The sequence below is a fragment of the Arthrobacter sp. D3-18 genome (assembly GCF_054408525.1).
This window is the reverse complement of sequence record NZ_CP096440.1, coordinates 4,448,257-4,464,271: the sequence shown is the minus strand read 5'-3', so window position 1 is coordinate 4,464,271 and position 16,015 is coordinate 4,448,257. Positions and strand designations below refer to the sequence as shown.

The window sequence follows — 16,015 nt, the reverse complement described above, 5'->3', positions numbered from 1 at the left end:
CCTGGCCTTGATCAGGCCGATGTTGATCAGGCTGGAACGTGATCTGTAAAGAACGCGCACTGCCACTGTTGAGTCCGTAGGGCTTGCCCGCTGCTCACTTCAGACCACGGCGGATAGACCCGGAAGCCGCGCTTTCCGCCGACACCTTTCACGGAAACAATCCTGTGCTTGACCAGCGCCGACCCGGGAAACGCAAAATGGCCTGCGTTGTTCCCTTCCCGCGCTGTGACCACCAATAGCCCGATGCCTTCTTCTGCCGGGAAGGGCTCAGTGGAACCGTCCTGGGCGCGGCGCCATACCGCAACGAAGAGGCCCACTTTCGTAGGGGTGAGCTTGCCGACGCGGAACCGGATCAGTTCCTGCCCTCGGCTGGCGACGGCGGCGCCGTACTCATGATTGTCGGCCTCCGGCATAGCTGGCGAATACTGTCCGGACAATTGAGTCAGAGCCTGCAATGCCTCGGCTACGTCGGGGTGGACATCATTGGCAGGCACGCTCCCATCCTAGGACGCGTCCCAGGCTTACAGCTGCCGCAACCCGTCTGCATCCAGCGCCAAGGCAGCAATAGTCACCCGCCCGCACTGCTCACCGAACGGATAGTCGCCCTTCGGAGTGAAGGTCAGTGTGCTTTCCGGCAACGCCGTTCCAGTGGGGGAAGTGCCAGTCACGGTTGCCTCAATCGAACCTTCACTGAGGGCAGGAAGCTCGAGGAAACCCTGAAGCGTCCCATCCGGCGAGGACGTCGCGGAGCACACGCCATCCGGTGTGCAACCTTGGTCCACGGCGGTCGCCCCGGGGTTCAGGATAAGGTCCTTGTCAGTGCAGATGCCGTCCTGGCACGCCTTCAACCGAAGCGAAGCAACGTCGTCTGCGTAGCTGGCAACGACGGTCAAGGAAACGCCCGCCACGTGCCCGATCGCCGGACAGGCCACAGGTTCAGCGAAACAACCGGGAAGCAGTGCTGCGGTCCCGGCAAGGGTCAAAGCCAATCCGATCCTGCCCATGCTTCAGAGTATGACCGCGCACAGGAGTTGTCGCGGGGATGCCGCCTGGGCAGAGCAAACAGCGCCGCATCGTTACGGCGCCAAGCCACCTGTTGCTGAACCGATACCCCGCTGCCGCACCTACGCTGGAAGCCGCAGACCGCCGTCGTGCATTTCTGCCAGACCGTCCACCAACAGACCCTCAAGTGCCCGCTCCAGTTGCTCGGGCGCCGAGTTGAGCCGATGCAGTGCAGCGAGCGGGATGCCGACGCCGGAAGACGCGAACCCCAGGTCGGCCGGCGCCTGCTCGAACATCTCGCGGGGGACGGGTGTGGCGGCTTCTCGGAGGACGGCCATCACGGCGCCGCGTACCTGGCGGTCCGTGCCGTGCCAGGACTGGCCCTTAGGGGTGTACGACGGCGGCGGCTCACCTGCCGCGAGCCAGGCGCAACTGGAGCGAACAGGACACTCAGCGCACTTGGGGCTGCGGGCGGTGCAGACCATGGCGCCGAGTTCCATGACGGACGCGTTCCACCGCACGGACAACTCCCGGTCCTCGGGCAGGAGGGCGCCGGCCAGGCGCATCTCCCCGGCGGTCAAGGCGGGAGCGGGGAGCGCACTTCCGGAAATGAGCCGCGCATGGACGCGCCGGATGTTGGTGTCCACCACGGTTTCGCGGCGGCCGAAAGCAAAAGCTGCGACGGCGGCCGCTGTGTAGTTGCCGACCCCCGGCAACTCCAGAAGTTCAACGTAAGTATCAGGGACCTGGCCGTCGTGCTGCTCCCGCATTGCGACGGCGGCCGCATGCAGTCGCAGGGCTCGGCGTGGGTAGCCGAGGCGACCCCAATGCCGGAGGGCTGCACCAGATGGCTCGTCGGCAAGGTGGGCGGGGGTGGGCCAGCGTTCCATCCAGTCAAGCCACACCGGGAGCACACGCACAACGGGAGTCTGTTGGAGCATCACTTCGCTGACCAGGATGCCCCACGGGCTGCAATCGGGCTCTCGCCACGGAAGGTCGCGGGCAGTCTCAGCGAACCACTGATCAAGGGCTTGGTGGAGGCCTGCCAGCTGGCTGGAATCGGGAAGTGTCATGCTGCCATCCACTGTAGTGGAATCCTGGGACCGGCGCCCTCGGCCATGCTCATGGCCGACGTCACACAGGCCGGGATTGGACCCCTGCGGCGTGGAGGTTAGGTGCCCACACGACCGCGAGCCTAGCCTAGAACTATGGCCAACAACGGTAAGCAGCAGTCGACCGCGCGCACATCAGCGCCGGCGAAGGGTGCTGCCCGTGGCTCATCCCGCGCCGGTACGCCGGGCAAAAGTACCCCGGTGAACAGGCGCCGACCGAGTGCTGCCGTGTATCGCCGTCGTCGGCAGGTGGTTTTTGGCGCCCTGCTGCTGGTCATCGCCCTTATGGTTGGCGGAGTCATCGCGCTCACAGGGGCGCTCGCCGGGACCCAAGAACCGCAGGCAGCCAGCACGCCGGATGTATCAACGGCACCGACGCAGGGGACTGCGCCGACAGGAACAGCGGCGCCTTCGCCTTCGGCCCCGCCCACGCCTGTCTGCGATTTCAACCTGATGACTGTAGCCGCCAAGACCGATAAGCCCGCCTACGGCCCAGAGGAAATTCCGCTGCTGACCATGACCATCACCAACGGCGGCACCGCCCCGTGTGAGGTCAACGTAGGCACCTCCCAAATGGAGTACCTGCTGATGAGCGGATCGGACCGCATCTTCTCGTCAAAGGACTGCCAGACGGGCGGCGAGGACCTCATCAAGACCATCCAACCCGGCAAGAGCGAGACCGCTAACTTCCCATGGCAGCGCAACCGCACGCTTGAAGGCTGTGCCGCGATCACCGCCAAACCGGGCGCAGGCGGCGCTTACTACACGTTTGAAGCGCGCCTCGGGAACAAGGCGAGTGCCAAGGTTGCCTTTCAGCTGAATTAACCTTTGTCCGGTCCCTTCCGGGCGCCCCGGATATTCGCCGCAACACGCCGTCCTGCCAAAACAAGGCGCTTGACCCGGTAGAAGAGCTCCGGTGACAGTGAAACGAGTCCCTGCTTGACCGTTCTCTCCGCCGTAGTTTTCAGACGATTGATCAGTGGCGGTGTGCCGTGGTTTTCAATAATCTGGACGTGGGTGGCGAACTCCCATTTGTAGGTCTCGGCGCCCTGCAGGAAATCGAAACTCTTGTGGCCTGCATCAAAGCTGTGCTTCATTACGCGCAAGAGTATTTCCTTGCCGATTCCGTGCTTTGCGAAGGCCGGGCTGTAGGCGGGAATGAGTGCCAGGTATTCGTCCTGCCAGATAAAGCCGGCATGGAAGCCGACGTATTCATCTTTCACTTTCAACGTGGACAGGATCAGGTGCCGGTCCTCGAAGAGCCGTCGGAGCATGGCCACGGCTTCGGCGCTTTCCAACGTTTCGTGTCCGCCCTTGTACTGCTGGATCTTCCATGCAATGCAGGTGTTGAAAGCCGCGATATCCGTATTGTCGAAAACAAATTCAGGCTCGCCAAACTGTTCTGTTACCTTCCGAAGCCGTTGCCGCTGCGTTCTCAGCAAGCTCTTGCTTCGTTTCCGAATGAGGGCCTGATACGACTCCCACGTTTCGAATTTTCCCCACATGACCAGCGGAGCCGGGTCCAAGGGGGTCGCGGGAACCACTGAGGTGGGATCCTCATCCGGCAGTTCGATGACGGACGTGACCAGCTTGGGCAGGTACTTCACAGTTCCGGCCGGCGCGGTGAAAGGTGCGCCGTTGGCCAAGGGCTTCACGTAGTCGTAGAAGGGGCCGCTGTGGACCACTCTTTTTCCGTTGATCTCAGCAAGCCGGACGCGCGCGGTACTCCCGTGGAGTGCGTACGTTTTTAGTTCAGTGCTTTTGGCCCGGTAGAAGTCGCGGGCCAGACCCGTGAGGAAGGCGTCGGAAGCGTAGAAGTCCATACTGGTTTATCCCTGAACTGCCCTGGAGGGCATAACATGTGGGCCCAAAACGGGTTTGGGCAGAGCTGTGTTCTGGGGATAAAACAAGTGAATCGGCTGAGTCCGACTCAACCCATTCTAGAGGAAGCGGTCCAGCAGGCTCGCCTCGGCCATGCGGCTCAGGCCTTCGCGGACGGTACGGGCGCGCTGATCGCCGATGCCGTCCACGGTCATGAGGTCGTCGATGGTGGCTGCCATGAGGTTCTGGAGCCCGCCGAAGTAGTCCACCAAACGGTCAGCTACCGCCTTCGGCACGGACTTCAAGCCGGACAGCAGACGGTAGCCCCGCGGCTGCACGACGGCGTCCAGTTGCTCCACCCCACCCGCGAAGCCGATGATGTGGGCAATCCGGCTGAGGTCGATCAGTTCCGTGGGGCCCAGATTGAGGAGGGCCTGGACGGCTTCTTCGATTTCCTCGGGCGTAGCGTTGGGATCGGAGTAGTCCCGGATGATGACATCACTGCCCGGGCCGCGACCCACGGTGAGTTCTTCAACCTGGAGGGACAGCAGGCGGCCGTCTTCACCCAGTTCCAAGACATACTGGGCGATTTCCTCCGAGATGCGGCGGACCATTTCCTGGCGCTGCAGCGTGACTGCGACGTCCCGAACGGTAACCAGTGCCTCGATTTCCAAGGCAGAAAGAGAGCTGGTGACCTGGTCCAAGCGGGCACTGTACCGTTCCAAGGTTGCGAGGGCCTGGTTGGCTCGGGCGAGGACCTTTTCCGAGCCCTCCAGAACGTGGCGCAGGCCGTTCACGTAGAGCGCGATGATTTGCATGGACTGACTGACGGAAATAACGGGAACGCCGGTCTGGATCGCGACGCGTTCGGCGGTGCGGTGCCTGGTGCCGGATTCCTGGGTTTCAATGCTTGAATCGGGCACCAGTTGGACGGCTGCCCGGACGATGTTGCTGGCATCCTTGTCGCAGATGATGGCGCCGTCCATCTTGGCCAACTCCCGGAGGCGGGTTGGGGAGAAGTCGATGCCGATGTCGAATCCGCCGGAACAGATGGAATCGATGGTGCGATCGTAGCCCAGCACAATCAAGGCGCCGGTGCGCCCGCGAAGGATGCGTTCCAGGCCATCACGCAATGGAGTTCCGGGTGCAACTCTGGCCAAGGTCGCCTTGAGCGACTCTTCCGGACTCCGGGCCATAGGGTTTCCCTTCGAAGGTGCAAGCCACGGCTCACAGACAAGCTGAATCAGGCGTCAGTGCGCTCTACCGAAAAATGCCCACATGACGACAAGCACAATGATAGGGCTTCCAGGCACCGTTAACCGCACCAGCAAGCCCCAAAGTGGGTCATTTCGTTATGTTCGATGATGCGCTCAAGGTGCATTTTCCGAGCTGTCCGACAGGTGCACTTTGCGGATTTTTGTCCGCTGACATGGGCGAATATAGCCAGTTGCTGTAGTTATTCCGCCATTCCTTGGGCAGGACCGCCTAGTAATCCACCTGCCGCTTCAGCTTGTTCCCGAGCCACAGCATTGCCAGGCTCACGACGAGGAAGCCGACGGAAATTGCTACGGCAAACACCACCACGCCGCCCCAACCACCCGCACGGGCGGGATCGATGAACCAGTACGGGTACCAGTTGACGAACGCTCCGCGTATGAGGCTGTAGACCAAGTAGCCGATGGGATAGAGCAGCCAATACCAGATGTGCTTGGCGCGGAGGGTGGCCCTGGGCGGTTGGAACAGCCAGTCCGCCACCATCACCACAGGGATCAGATAGTGCACCACAAAGTTGACCCAGGGGAGCAGGGAACCGAGGTCCTCACCGGCCAGTAGTGCACCAAACACCAACCCCACAACGGCCATGGCAATGGTGGCCGTGCCTCGGGTGACATCGTCGATCTCACTGGGCCGCTTTCGGATCAGCACCCGGTATCCACTGATCAGCAGCACAAGGGCAGCAAAAATGTTGGACAGGTTGGTGAAGTAGCTGAAGAAGTTCCAGAGGTCATAACCCATGCCCAGATGAACTGTCAGCTGTGTTCCCACGGCCACCAAGGTCAGAAGTCCAAAGAAAAAGCGTCCCCCGATAAGCACATTCCGTTTGGTCATGCCTCTCATCCTCGCCGAACACGCAGCTCAGGTGGCTCCGACACCCCGGCGGAATTACGTGATCAGCAGTTCCAACGCCTCGGCCAGGTGCCCTACTTCACGCACGGAGAAGCCGTCCGGGATAATCCCGGCACCTGCCGGGCTTGCCGGAACAATAGCGTGCGTGAACCCGAGACGGTGAGCTTCCTGGATGCGCTGGTTAATCCCTGGCACGGGACGTACTTCGCCAGCCAAGCCCACCTCGCCGAATGCAATGAGCCGTTGGGGGAGCGCCTTGCGGGACTTCGCCGATGCGACAGCCAAGGCAACGGCCAGGTCCGTGGCCGGCTCCGTCAGCTTCACTCCGCCCACGGTTGCCACATAGGAATCATCCTTATGAAGCATGCAGCCGGCACGCTGCTGAAGCACTGCCAGCAACATGGCAACCCTGGAGCTTTCCAGCCCGCTGGTGGCGCGGCGTGGCTGGGAATTGGCGCTCTCAGCGAGAAGGGACTGAACCTCGGCCAGCAGTGGCCGGCGGCCCTCCATGGTCACCGTGATGCAGGTTCCGGAGACCGGCTCCCGGGTCCGCGAAACGAACAGTCCGCTGGGATCGGCCAACCCCTCGATGCCAGCCTCATTAAGATCAAAGCATCCGACGTCGTCCGTGGCGCCGTAGCGGTTTTTCACAGCCCTAAGCAGTCGCAGGCGGGAATGGCGCTCGCCCTCGAACTGGCACACGACGTCCACCAGGTGTTCCAGCAAGCGCGGCCCTGCGATGGTGCCTTCCTTGGTCACGTGGCCCACCAGCAGCGTGGTCATGTTGCGCCGCTTGGCCGCAGAGATGATCGACGCCGCAACCTCGCGCACCTGGGAGACGCCGCCAGCGCTGCCCTCGACGTCCGCACTGCTCAGGGTTTGTACGGAGTCCACAATCAGCAGCTTGGGCTCAAGCTTCTCCACTTGGCCCAGCGCCTGCCCGAGGTCGGTTTCCGCGGAGAGATAAAGAGTATGGGCGACGGCGTCGATTCGCTCGGCGCGCAGCTTCACCTGCGCCGCGGACTCCTCACCCGTGATGTACAGGACGTCCTGCCCCGTGCGGGCGAACTTCGCCGCGACATCCAACAGCAGAGTGGACTTTCCGACGCCGGGTTCCCCGGCCAACAGGATGGCGGCACCCGGAACGAGCCCTCCGCCCAGGACGCGGTCCAGTTCGTCCACGCCCGTGGGCAGGAACGCTGCCGTGGTCCCATCCACCTCAGCGATACGGCGGGCAGGCTCCAAAACGGTTGCGGCCGCCGTCGTACGCGCTACCGTGACGCCGTACTCCTCCACCGTTCCCCAGGCCTGGCACTCACCGCAACGTCCAACCCACTTGATGGCGGTCCAGCCGCATTCGGCGCACTTGTAGGCGGGTGTTTTGGATGCTCGGGAGGTCTTGGAAGCCATGGGTTCAAGAGTAGTGGCGGGGACCGACAGTATTAGCCGCCGAGGTGGCACTTAATGACAGTGCCGTGCCGTGGCATCGTCATCAAATGCCAACTCGGCGAAGGCCGACGCGCGAGTTACAGCGCCGGGAGCACCGCGCGGGCCTCGTCCGGCTCCATGCCGCTCGCTTCCAGCAGGTCCACCATGAGCGGCCGGAACAGCATGACTACGGTTTCACCCTCGAGCCTCTGGACGTCAAGCATCTTGGGATGCAGCCGGGCGGCGATATCTGAAAGATCGTTCCGGGCACGGCGGAGATGCACACGGCGGGTACCTTCGCTTTGCTCGGACAAGCCGATGTTCATCTCATCAATCGCGGCGGCAGTTTCCTGAAGGACATCGGAGATGCTCTCGATCGCTTCATCGGACAACGCTGCATGGTTGATTGCGCTGGTAAGGCGCCGGGCGAACACCCGGCTGTTACGGAGCGCGAGGTCGATGTATTCCAGCGAATGCTCCAGGCTGGCGAGTTCGTCGCGGTGCCTGCGATGCGCCGGAGCCAGGGTGGCAACCTCACCCGAAGCCCGCAAAGTCTGGCGCATCCGGTCAACCAATGGCTGGCAGTTCCGGCCACGGATCAGGGCGTGCCAGGCCGTGGTGGAGTCGCTCTCGATCATCGCCTTGGCGCACTCACGGAGCACCTCGGCGAGTTCATGCAGGATTTTTTGGACGTCCTTCCGGGGCTCCCGCCGCGGATCCTTCGGCACCAGGATGGTCACCAGCAGCGCGAACACACCACCAATGACGGCGTCGAGGCTTCGTGTAAACGGCCCGCCGGCCGGCGCCGGCAGCAGCACCACCAGCAATGACTGCAGCCCCAGTTGGGTGGTGAAAATCGTGCCGCTGTCCAGGAACCTGGCCAGGAGGATAGAGAAAAGAAGCACGACGGCGGCCTGCCAGATCCCGGCGCCCAGCCAGTGAAGCAACAGGTCACCAACCACGATGCCCAGCGTGCAGCCCAGGCCCACCTCGATCACGCGACGCAGCCGCGGATCGCGGGAGAAGCCAAGGGCAATCAACGAAGAAGTAGCCGCGAACAGGGGTCCTTGGTGGCCCAATACGTATTCAGCAAAAGCGTAGGCACCAACGGCGCACACAGTCATCTGGATGGCCGGCGTCAGCGAATTGCGGCTGCGGACCAGGCCCGTCCGGACTCTGGCGCGCAGGAACCTCTTGCTTGCAGAAAATCCCTTCGCGGCAGCCATGCCTTCCAGTCTATTTGCCCAACCCTCGCAACTACCGCAAGGGAGGTACCGCTCAAGGTGGCACGCGCCACATAACCCAATGGTCCGCCGTCGTTCACCTTCCGTTCACCTTTCACCGCAGATCCCGTTACCTGCGCTCCTTACCTTCAGTAAAGGAACAAAAAGGTCCACAGCTCGCGCACGCCGAAATCTCCGTTCGGCCCGCATCGAAGAATCCCTGGAAGGGGCACATCCAAGTGAAGGCAACTCACTTCGGCCGCAACGCGGCAATCGCGGTCATCGCAGCCGGCGCTCTCGCGCTCACTGCTTGCGGTTCAGACAACGCAACGGGCACCACCGCCGGCACCCAGTCGGCTGCCTCCGGCCCCAAGGTCACAGGCACCCTGACCGGCATCGGCGCTTCCTCAACCGGCGCAGCCATGGACGCCTGGAAGGCCGGCTTCTCCGCCGCAAACTCCGGCGCAACTGTTCAGTACTCCCCGGACGGTTCCGGCGCAGGCCGCAAGGCGATCATCGACGGCTCGGCACAGTTCGCCGGCTCCGACGCCTACCTGAAGGACGAAGAGCTCGAGAGCTCCAAAGCCACGTGCGGCCCCGAGGGCGCCATCAACATCCCGGTGTACATCTCCCCGATCGCTGTGGCCTTCAACGTTCCCGGCGTCACTGAGCTGAAGCTCGATGCCACCACAGTGGCCAAGATCTTCCGCGGCGAAATCGCCAACTGGAACGATCCCGCAATCGCCGCCCTCAACGAAGGCGTCACCCTGCCGGACCTCAAGGTCACCCCCGTGAACCGCTCCGATGACTCCGGCACCACCACCAACTTCACCGACTACCTCGCAGCTGCTGCACCCGAGGTTTGGACGGACAAGGCTGCCGGCATCTGGCCCGCAACCCTTGCCGGCGAGAACGCCAAGGGCACCTCCGGCGTCGTCAAGACCGTCACCGACACCCCGGGCGCCGTGACCTACGCCGATGACTCCGCTGTTTCCGGCAAGCTGGGCACCGCCTCCATCAAGGTGGGCGAAGAGTTCGTCAAGATCTCCGCAGAAGCCGCTGCCAAGGCTGTTGAAGCAGGCAAGCCTGTGGAGGGCCGCGCCGCCAACGACGTCGCCATCAAGCTGGACCGCAAGACCACCGCATCGGGCGCCTACCCCGTAGTCCTCGTCTCGTACCACGTTGTCTGCACCACCTACGAGACCAAGGAAGTTGCTGACCTGGTCAAGGGCTTCGAAACCTACGTCGTTTCCGACGAAGGACAGAAGACCGCAGCTGACGCCGCGAAGTCCGCACCGCTCTCCAAGACGCTGCAGGACAAGGCCAAGGCCGCTATCGAAACCATCAAGGCCAAGGCCTAAGGTTTCCCGGCGGGTTTGCTGAACCCGGCTGAACACTGAAGTTCCCTGTCCCGCGCGGAGTGGCCGCAAGCCACTGGCTGGTCCATTCCGCGGGGCAGGGAACTTAGCCATGTAAGACCAGTTCACTGAGATTGAAGGATCGTGAAGTGACCACCAACTCCCTGACAACCTCCCAAGGCGCAGGACGCGCCGGGGACAAGGTTTTCTCCGGGGCCGCCATGGCCGCAGGGTGCCTGATTCTCGCGGTCCTCTTCGGAGTCGCGCTATTCCTTGTGGTGCAGGCCATCCCCGCCCTCACTGCCCCGGCTGAGGACATCCAGGGCGGCAACGGCTTCTTCGCCTACATCGCCCCGATCGTGGTGGGCACCTTGATTGCTGCCGTGATCGCCCTCGTCATCGCCACTCCCGTGGCAATCGGCGTGGCACTGTTCATCTCGCACTACGCCCCGCGCCGGCTCGCTTCGGGCCTCGGCTACGTGGTGGACCTGCTCGCAGCCATCCCCTCCGTTGTCTACGGCGCCTGGGGTGCGGCTTTCCTGGCAAAGGAAATCTCTCCGGCCTACGACTGGCTGGCCACGTACCTCGGCTGGATCCCCATCTTCGAAGGACCGGCATCCGCAACCGGCAAGACCATCCTGACCGCTGGCATCGTCCTGTCGGTCATGGTCCTTCCCATCATCACCTCCCTGTCCCGCGAAATCTTCCTGCAGACCCCCAAGCTGCACGAAGAAGCAGCGCTGGCACTTGGAGCTACCCGCTGGGAAATGATCAAGATGGCCGTGCTGCCGTTCGGCCGCCCTGGCATCATCAGCGCCATCATGCTGGGCCTCGGCCGCGCACTCGGTGAGACCATGGCCGTTGCCTTGGTGCTCTCCTCCGGTGTCCTGACTGCGAGCCTTATCCAGTCCGGCAACCAGACCATCGCCGCGGAGATCGCCTTGAACTTCCCCGAAGCCAGCGGTATCAAGGTCAATACGTTGATCGCCGCCGGACTGGTGCTGTTCGTCATCACGCTGGGCGTGAACATGATCGCCCGCTGGATCATCACCCGGCACAAAGAATTCTCGGGAGCCAACTAAATGTCCGCCACAGTAGTCCGCAAGCGCTCAGCGCTCACCAAGGGTCAACTGCCCAAGTTCGCGCCCTACATTGTCCTGGCCGTCGCACTCATTGTCGGTGCGGCCATCCTGGCGCTCATCGGCTTCAACGCCTTCGGCTGGGGCATCGTCTCCGCCATCCTGTTCGCGGTGGGACTCGTCTCCTGGAGCGGTGCTGTTGAAGGTGCCCGCAAAGCCAAGGACAAGCTTGCCACGTGCCTGGTAGTGGGTGCCTTCCTGGTTGCTTTGCTGCCCCTGATCTCGGTCATCGTCACGGTGCTGGTCAACGGCATTCCCGGACTCATCACCCCCGGCTTCCTGGGCACCTCCATGAACGGTGTCACCGGCGCCTTCGACAACAAGGCAGTGGAAGAGGGCGCGCCCGTCCTCGGCGGTATCTACCACGCCCTGCTGGGCACCCTCCAGATCACGCTCCTTGCCACGGTGATCTCCGTGCCCGTGGGCCTCCTGACTTCCATCTACCTGGTGGAATACGGCAACGACCGTCCGCTGGCCCGCGCCATCACGTTCTTCGTGGATGTCATGACCGGCATCCCGTCCATCGTGGCCGGCCTCTTCGCGGCAGCGTTCTTCTTCGCCATCGTTGGCCCCGGCACCAAGACCGGTGCGGTAGCCGCCGTCGCGCTTTCCGTCCTGATGATCCCTGTTGTGGTCCGCTCCAGCGAGGAAATGCTCAAGATCGTCCCGAACGAGCTCCGCGAGGCGTCGTACGCGCTGGGCGTGCGTAAGTGGCGCACCATCACCAAGGTGGTTATTCCAACGGCGATCTCCGGCATCGCGTCCGGCGTCACCTTGGCGATCGCCCGCGTTATCGGCGAGACCGCGCCGATCCTGGTCACTGCCGGGTTCGCGACCACCATCAACAACAATGTGTTCGGTGGCTGGATGGCCTCGCTGCCCACGTTCATTTACACGCAGATCCTCAACCCGACGTCGCCGTCCAACCCTGGTCCCTCGGACCAGCGTGCTTGGGGCGCCGCACTGGTGCTGATCATCTTGGTGATGCTCCTGAACCTCGGAGCCCGCCTCATCGCCCGCCTGTTCGCACCCAAAACGGGACGCTAGCCGGGCCAGCCACCGGTTTCCCCGGCGGCCCCTTCAAACTTCCACACCCCCAAGGAACAAAGGAACACCATGTCTAAGCGCATCGACGTCAAAGACCTGAATGTCTACTACGGCAACTTCCTGGCCGTCGAGGACGTCAACATCAACATCCAAGCCAAGTCCGTTACGGCCTTCATCGGCCCGTCCGGCTGCGGCAAGTCCACCTTCCTCCGCACGCTGAACCGCATGCACGAGGTCCTTCCCGGCGCACGCGTAGAAGGCGAGGTCCTCCTGGACGGCGACAACCTCTACGGGCCCGGCGTGGACCCCGTGACCGTCCGCACCCAGGTGGGCATGGTCTTCCAGCGCCCCAACCCGTTCCCCACCATGTCCATCCGCGACAACGTGCTGGCCGGCGTGAAGCTGAACAACAAGAAGATTTCCAAGGGTGCAGCCGATGCCCTGGTTGAGAAGTCCCTGGTGGGAGCCAACCTGTGGAACGAGGTCAAGGACCGCCTGGACAAGCCCGGTTCGGGTCTTTCCGGTGGCCAGCAGCAGCGCCTCTGCATCGCCCGCGCCATCGCCGTCGAGCCCCAGGTAATCCTCATGGATGAGCCCTGCTCGGCCCTCGACCCCATCTCAACCTTGGCCGTCGAGGACCTTATCAACGAGCTCAAGGACCAGTACACCGTGGTGATCGTGACCCACAACATGCAGCAGGCGGCGCGTGTGTCCGACAAGACCGCGTTCTTCAACATCGCAGGCACCGGCAAGCCCGGCAAGCTGATCGAGTTCGCTGACACCACCAGCATCTTCAACAACCCAGGCCAGAAGGCAACGGAAGACTACGTCTCCGGCCGCTTCGGATAAGGGTTTCTGCAGGTTCCGGCTTCTATGGGGGGAGTCGGCACAGAACGACGGCGGCCGTCGCCTTGGGGGTACGGCCGCCGTCGTTTTTTCTTGCCCAACTAGGTAACAGCAAACGTCGCAATGAGCGCTCATTGCGACGTTTGCTGTTACCCAGTTGGTTTTACAAATCCGCGAGGGGCGAGAACGCCAGCTCCAGGATGAAGGCCGCCGCGGCCGTAATCAAGGGCGTGGCCACCCAGAACAGCAGGATTCTCCTGACCAAGCGCCTGTTGACGGTGTGGAACCGCTGGTTCACGCCCGAACCCAGCACGGAGGCGGTCAGCGTATGGGTGGTGGAAAGCGGGAGGTGAAATCCGATTGCGCCGATGAAGAGCATCACGGATGTCAATGTCTGTGCCACGAAACCGCGCAGGGGATCCACCCGAATGAGTTTGTGGCCGAGGGTGTGGGAGATCCGCCAACCGCCGAACATGGTGCCCGCAGTGAGCATGATGGCGGTGAGCAGGAGGATCCAGAGAGGCACGTCGCTGCCGCTGGACAAGCCGGCGGCCACCATGGCCAGCACCATGACAGCGGCCGTGCGCTGACCGTCCTGGAGCCCATGGCCGAATGCCACAGCGGCGGCGGAGATGGCCTGCGCCCTGCGGAACCGCCGGTTCACCACGCTTGGTTGGGCGTAGCGCGCAGCCCACGTCACCGGCCATATGAGCAGGTACGCAGCCATGAACGCGATGACGGGGGAGAGCACCAAGGGCAGCGCCACTTGGGTCAGCAGGACGTTGTCCATACCTCCCACCGCGTTGCCGCCCACAAGGACACTAGCCGCCCCGGCGCCGATCAGGCCGCCAACCAGCGAGTTGGTGGAGGACAGGGGGATGCCTCGCCACCACGCGTACACGCCCCACAAAATGGCCGCGGTGAGCCCCGACGCCAGCATGGTGAGGCCGCTGGTGCCCTCCGGCAACGTGATCCACGATTGCGTAAAGGCGAGGATGAAGGTGCCGCTGAGCATGGCACCCACAAAGTTGAAGACTGCAGCCAAGAGCACGGCGATTGAAGGCGTCAGGGCGCGGGTCCGGGTGGACAGCGCGACGGCGTTGGAGACGTCGCGGAAGCCGTTGAGGAACGCAAACCCGGAGGCCAAAGCAACTACGAGGACCAGGAAGACGATTGTCACGTCATGATTCCTTGACGATGATGCTGCCTACCTGCGTGGCGACCTTCCGCATGTCCTTGGTAACTTCCACCAGTTGGTTGGCGATGTCCCGGTGCCGCGCATACTGCGTGGACTTCATGTCCTTGAGCATCTCGGCCACCCAGATCCGGTGCGACCGCTCTGCACGCTTGGCCAGCCGAAGGATCTCGATCCAGTAGTCCTCCAGTTCGTCCAGGTCCTCAAGCTTCCGCATCGCATCCACGGTGAGCTCGGCCTGCCGACTGATGATCTCCAACTGGTCTGCAGCGCGCTTGGGGAGCCGATCCAGCTTGTAGAGGGCTACAAGTTCTCCGGCGGCGTCGAGCTTCTCCATGGCCTCATTGAGGTGGCGGGAAAGCGTGTACATGTCCTCGCGCGGGAGTGGGTTCACGAAGCTGGTGCGCATGTGCGTCAGCAGCGCGAAATGCAGGTCCAGTGACTTGGACTCGTGCTCGTGCAATTCTTCGGCGAGACGCTGGTGCTCACTGGCCGGGGCGCCGAGAATCTCCGACAGCGTTCCAGTAGCGGCAACAATGACGCCGGCCATCTGCGCGAGCAGTACGAGCCCGGCAGGTTCCTGGGGAAAAAGGCGCAGCTTCATTTCGCTTCCGGGCTGGGGACGGATGGGCACGGGTGACTTGACTTGACGCCGCCCGTTTCGGTCCCAACTTTACCGGCACTGCCACGACGTCTGTGAAGCACCGGACGTCGTGGCGGGCAGTTGTCCCCATCGCTGAGCTTCCGTAACCGTGCAACACTGGACAAGCACTGAATTAATCCACTCAATGGGGGAACCATGCGCTTCAATAATGTAGTGAAAATCACGGGCCTCGCTGCTGCCGGCCTGCTTGCTCTGACTGCCTGCGGCGGAGCAACGGCGGGCTCGACGACGGCTGGTTCCGAATCGTCGTCGTCCTCGTCTGCATCGGCATCGCCTTCAGCGTCCGCCTCCCCGTTGGCCTCGACGTCGTCAGAAGGCGCCGGCACCTCCTCGGGTTCTTACAAGGTAGCGGCCTGGGCGCTGCCCATCTCCGAGGCAGGGGACAAGCTGGGCAGCCTCAAGGGCGACAGCTTCAGCGTAGACATCTACCAGGTGGCCACGGACGTGGCGTCCAAGGACAGCATGTTCGTGGACAAAGAAACCAAGGAAAACCTGCTCAAGAAGGGCGATCCCGTGGTGTACCTGAACTACGTGGTCACCAACACATCGCAAGCCGATATCCCCTTGAGCCATTCATTGGTCACTCCCAGCGCAAAATATACGGACTGGAAGTACCTGGGCGGCATGCCGTCCGACTCCAGTAGCGATGGGTATAAGAAGCATGGGCTCAGCAGCTCCGGCACCAAGCTCAAGGAAGAGGCCCCGTTCGTGCTGAAGCCGGGCGAGTCCTTCAACATTGCGGAGAATTTCGCCTACACCGCGGGCAAGGAAACCGAGATCGAGGCAACCATGACTCCTGCCGCGGCTGACGGCAAGCTGGACCACGACAAGAAGGAAAAGGCCGAAACCACGGTCACGCTGAAGTAGTTTTCAGCGCCTTTGCCCGGGTCCGCCTCAGCGCAGGCCCGGGCAAACGGCGTTCGGGCATAAAAATGGTGCCGAACCGGATACGCCTCTCGGCGGTAGGCCGCTCGAAGCGGCTATAAGTTGAAGCCCGGGGGTTTCGCGGTTCGACACCAGCTTTAGTTTTCACCGTCAGGCGGGCTAAGTCAA

Annotated in this window: 16 protein-coding genes; 6 read left to right on the top strand and 10 right to left on the bottom strand. The window is 62.8% G+C overall.

Features of this window, described 5'->3' with window-relative positions; genetic code table 11:
- Positions 1-26: 26 nt before the first annotated feature.
- The 3 genes from M1D89_RS22990 to M1D89_RS22980 all read right to left on the bottom strand — a co-directional run bounded on the left by M1D89_RS22990 (position 27) and on the right by M1D89_RS22980 (position 2,075).
- Complete coding sequence (locus M1D89_RS22990; protein ID WP_498647307.1) at positions 27-494, bottom strand: MepB family protein; 468 nt, start codon at positions 492-494, stop codon at positions 27-29.
- 27 nt (positions 495-521) lie between these two features.
- On the bottom strand, positions 522-1,004 hold the full coding sequence (locus M1D89_RS22985; protein WP_498647305.1) for a hypothetical protein: 483 nt from the start codon (positions 1,002-1,004) through the stop codon (positions 522-524).
- A 120-nt stretch (positions 1,005-1,124) separates the two neighbouring features.
- Positions 1,125-2,075, bottom strand: a complete 951-nt coding sequence (locus tag M1D89_RS22980; protein WP_498647303.1) for an HhH-GPD family protein — start codon at positions 2,073-2,075, stop codon at positions 1,125-1,127.
- A 135-nt stretch (positions 2,076-2,210) separates the two neighbouring features.
- Here M1D89_RS22980 and M1D89_RS22975 point away from each other — a divergent pair, with 135 nt between their 5' ends.
- On the top strand, positions 2,211-2,939 hold the full coding sequence (locus tag M1D89_RS22975) for a hypothetical protein (protein ID WP_498647301.1): 729 nt from the start codon (positions 2,211-2,213) through the stop codon (positions 2,937-2,939).
- On the opposite strand, the gene M1D89_RS22970 is transcribed toward M1D89_RS22975, so the two are convergent.
- The 5 genes from M1D89_RS22970 to M1D89_RS22950 all read right to left on the bottom strand — a co-directional run bounded on the left by M1D89_RS22970 (position 2,936) and on the right by M1D89_RS22950 (position 8,716).
- Entirely contained in the window at positions 2,936-3,937 is a 1,002-nt protein-coding gene (locus tag M1D89_RS22970; protein WP_498647299.1) for a GNAT family N-acetyltransferase, read from the bottom strand. The genes M1D89_RS22975 and M1D89_RS22970 overlap by 4 nt on opposite strands.
- 117 nt (positions 3,938-4,054) lie before the next feature.
- Positions 4,055-5,131, bottom strand: a complete 1,077-nt coding sequence (gene disA, locus M1D89_RS22965) for a DNA integrity scanning diadenylate cyclase DisA (protein WP_017197017.1) — start codon at positions 5,129-5,131, stop codon at positions 4,055-4,057.
- Between the two features lie 289 nt (positions 5,132-5,420).
- A complete protein-coding gene (locus M1D89_RS22960; protein WP_498647296.1) occupies positions 5,421-6,044 on the bottom strand; it encodes a Pr6Pr family membrane protein in 624 nt (207 codons plus the stop codon).
- Positions 6,045-6,098: 54 nt separating this feature from the next.
- A complete protein-coding gene (gene radA, locus M1D89_RS22955; RefSeq protein ID WP_498647294.1) occupies positions 6,099-7,472 on the bottom strand; it encodes a DNA repair protein RadA in 1,374 nt (457 codons plus the stop codon).
- 116 nt (positions 7,473-7,588) lie between these two features.
- Positions 7,589-8,716 carry an FUSC family protein gene (locus tag M1D89_RS22950; RefSeq protein ID WP_498647292.1) on the bottom strand — a complete coding sequence of 376 codons (1,128 nt, stop codon included), beginning with the start codon at positions 8,714-8,716 and terminating at the stop codon, positions 7,589-7,591.
- A gap of 236 nt (positions 8,717-8,952) precedes the next feature.
- Between M1D89_RS22950 and pstS the strand changes: the two genes are divergently transcribed.
- The 4 genes from pstS (at position 8,953) to pstB (ending at position 13,106) form a co-directional block, all read left to right on the top strand.
- On the top strand, positions 8,953-10,074 hold the full coding sequence (gene pstS / locus M1D89_RS22945; RefSeq protein WP_498647290.1) for a phosphate ABC transporter substrate-binding protein PstS: 1,122 nt from the start codon (positions 8,953-8,955) through the stop codon (positions 10,072-10,074).
- A gap of 146 nt (positions 10,075-10,220) precedes the next feature.
- Positions 10,221-11,153, top strand: a complete 933-nt coding sequence (gene pstC / locus M1D89_RS22940) for a phosphate ABC transporter permease subunit PstC (RefSeq protein ID WP_017197022.1) — start codon at positions 10,221-10,223, stop codon at positions 11,151-11,153.
- Complete coding sequence (gene pstA / locus M1D89_RS22935; protein ID WP_498647288.1) at positions 11,154-12,257, top strand: phosphate ABC transporter permease PstA; 1,104 nt, start codon at positions 11,154-11,156, stop codon at positions 12,255-12,257.
- A 69-nt stretch (positions 12,258-12,326) separates the two neighbouring features.
- On the top strand, positions 12,327-13,106 hold the full coding sequence (gene pstB / locus M1D89_RS22930; protein ID WP_011772968.1) for a phosphate ABC transporter ATP-binding protein PstB: 780 nt from the start codon (positions 12,327-12,329) through the stop codon (positions 13,104-13,106).
- 160 nt (positions 13,107-13,266) lie between these two features.
- Here pstB and M1D89_RS22925 read toward each other — a convergent pair whose 3' ends face one another.
- On the bottom strand, positions 13,267-14,283 hold the full coding sequence (locus M1D89_RS22925) for an inorganic phosphate transporter (protein ID WP_498647286.1): 1,017 nt from the start codon (positions 14,281-14,283) through the stop codon (positions 13,267-13,269).
- Between the two features lies 1 nt (position 14,284).
- Positions 14,285-14,902 carry a DUF47 domain-containing protein gene (locus tag M1D89_RS22920; RefSeq protein WP_026005244.1) on the bottom strand — a complete coding sequence of 206 codons (618 nt, stop codon included), beginning with the start codon at positions 14,900-14,902 and terminating at the stop codon, positions 14,285-14,287.
- Between the two features lie 195 nt (positions 14,903-15,097).
- On the opposite strand from M1D89_RS22920, the gene M1D89_RS22915 reads away from it, so the two are divergent.
- Positions 15,098-15,829 carry a hypothetical protein gene (locus M1D89_RS22915; protein WP_498647284.1) on the top strand — a complete coding sequence of 244 codons (732 nt, stop codon included), beginning with the start codon at positions 15,098-15,100 and terminating at the stop codon, positions 15,827-15,829.
- Positions 15,830-16,015: the final 186 nt, after the last annotated feature.

What these genes read in the sequence shown, in the direction of transcription:
- M1D89_RS22950 (WP_498647292.1), bottom strand. Translation starts at nt 8,716, where the DNA reads ATGGCTGCCGCGAAGGGATTTTCTGCAAGCAAGAGGTTCCTGCGCGCC.
- M1D89_RS22985 (WP_498647305.1), bottom strand. Translation starts at nt 1,004, where the DNA reads ATGGGCAGGATCGGATTGGCTTTGACCCTTGCCGGGACCGCAGCACTG.
- pstA (WP_498647288.1), top strand. Translation starts at nt 11,154, where the DNA reads ATGTCCGCCACAGTAGTCCGCAAGCGCTCAGCGCTCACCAAGGGTCAA.
- M1D89_RS22960 (WP_498647296.1), bottom strand. Translation starts at nt 6,044, where the DNA reads ATGACCAAACGGAATGTGCTTATCGGGGGACGCTTTTTCTTTGGACTT.
- radA (WP_498647294.1), bottom strand. Translation starts at nt 7,472, where the DNA reads ATGGCTTCCAAGACCTCCCGAGCATCCAAAACACCCGCCTACAAGTGC.
- M1D89_RS22970 (WP_498647299.1), bottom strand. Translation starts at nt 3,937, where the DNA reads ATGGACTTCTACGCTTCCGACGCCTTCCTCACGGGTCTGGCCCGCGAC.
- M1D89_RS22920 (WP_026005244.1), bottom strand. Translation starts at nt 14,902, where the DNA reads ATGAAGCTGCGCCTTTTTCCCCAGGAACCTGCCGGGCTCGTACTGCTC.
- pstB (WP_011772968.1), top strand. Translation starts at nt 12,327, where the DNA reads ATGTCTAAGCGCATCGACGTCAAAGACCTGAATGTCTACTACGGCAAC.
- M1D89_RS22980 (WP_498647303.1), bottom strand. Translation starts at nt 2,075, where the DNA reads ATGACACTTCCCGATTCCAGCCAGCTGGCAGGCCTCCACCAAGCCCTT.
- M1D89_RS22915 (WP_498647284.1), top strand. Translation starts at nt 15,098, where the DNA reads ATGCGCTTCAATAATGTAGTGAAAATCACGGGCCTCGCTGCTGCCGGC.
- M1D89_RS22975 (WP_498647301.1), top strand. Translation starts at nt 2,211, where the DNA reads ATGGCCAACAACGGTAAGCAGCAGTCGACCGCGCGCACATCAGCGCCG.
- disA (WP_017197017.1), bottom strand. Translation starts at nt 5,131, where the DNA reads ATGGCCCGGAGTCCGGAAGAGTCGCTCAAGGCGACCTTGGCCAGAGTT.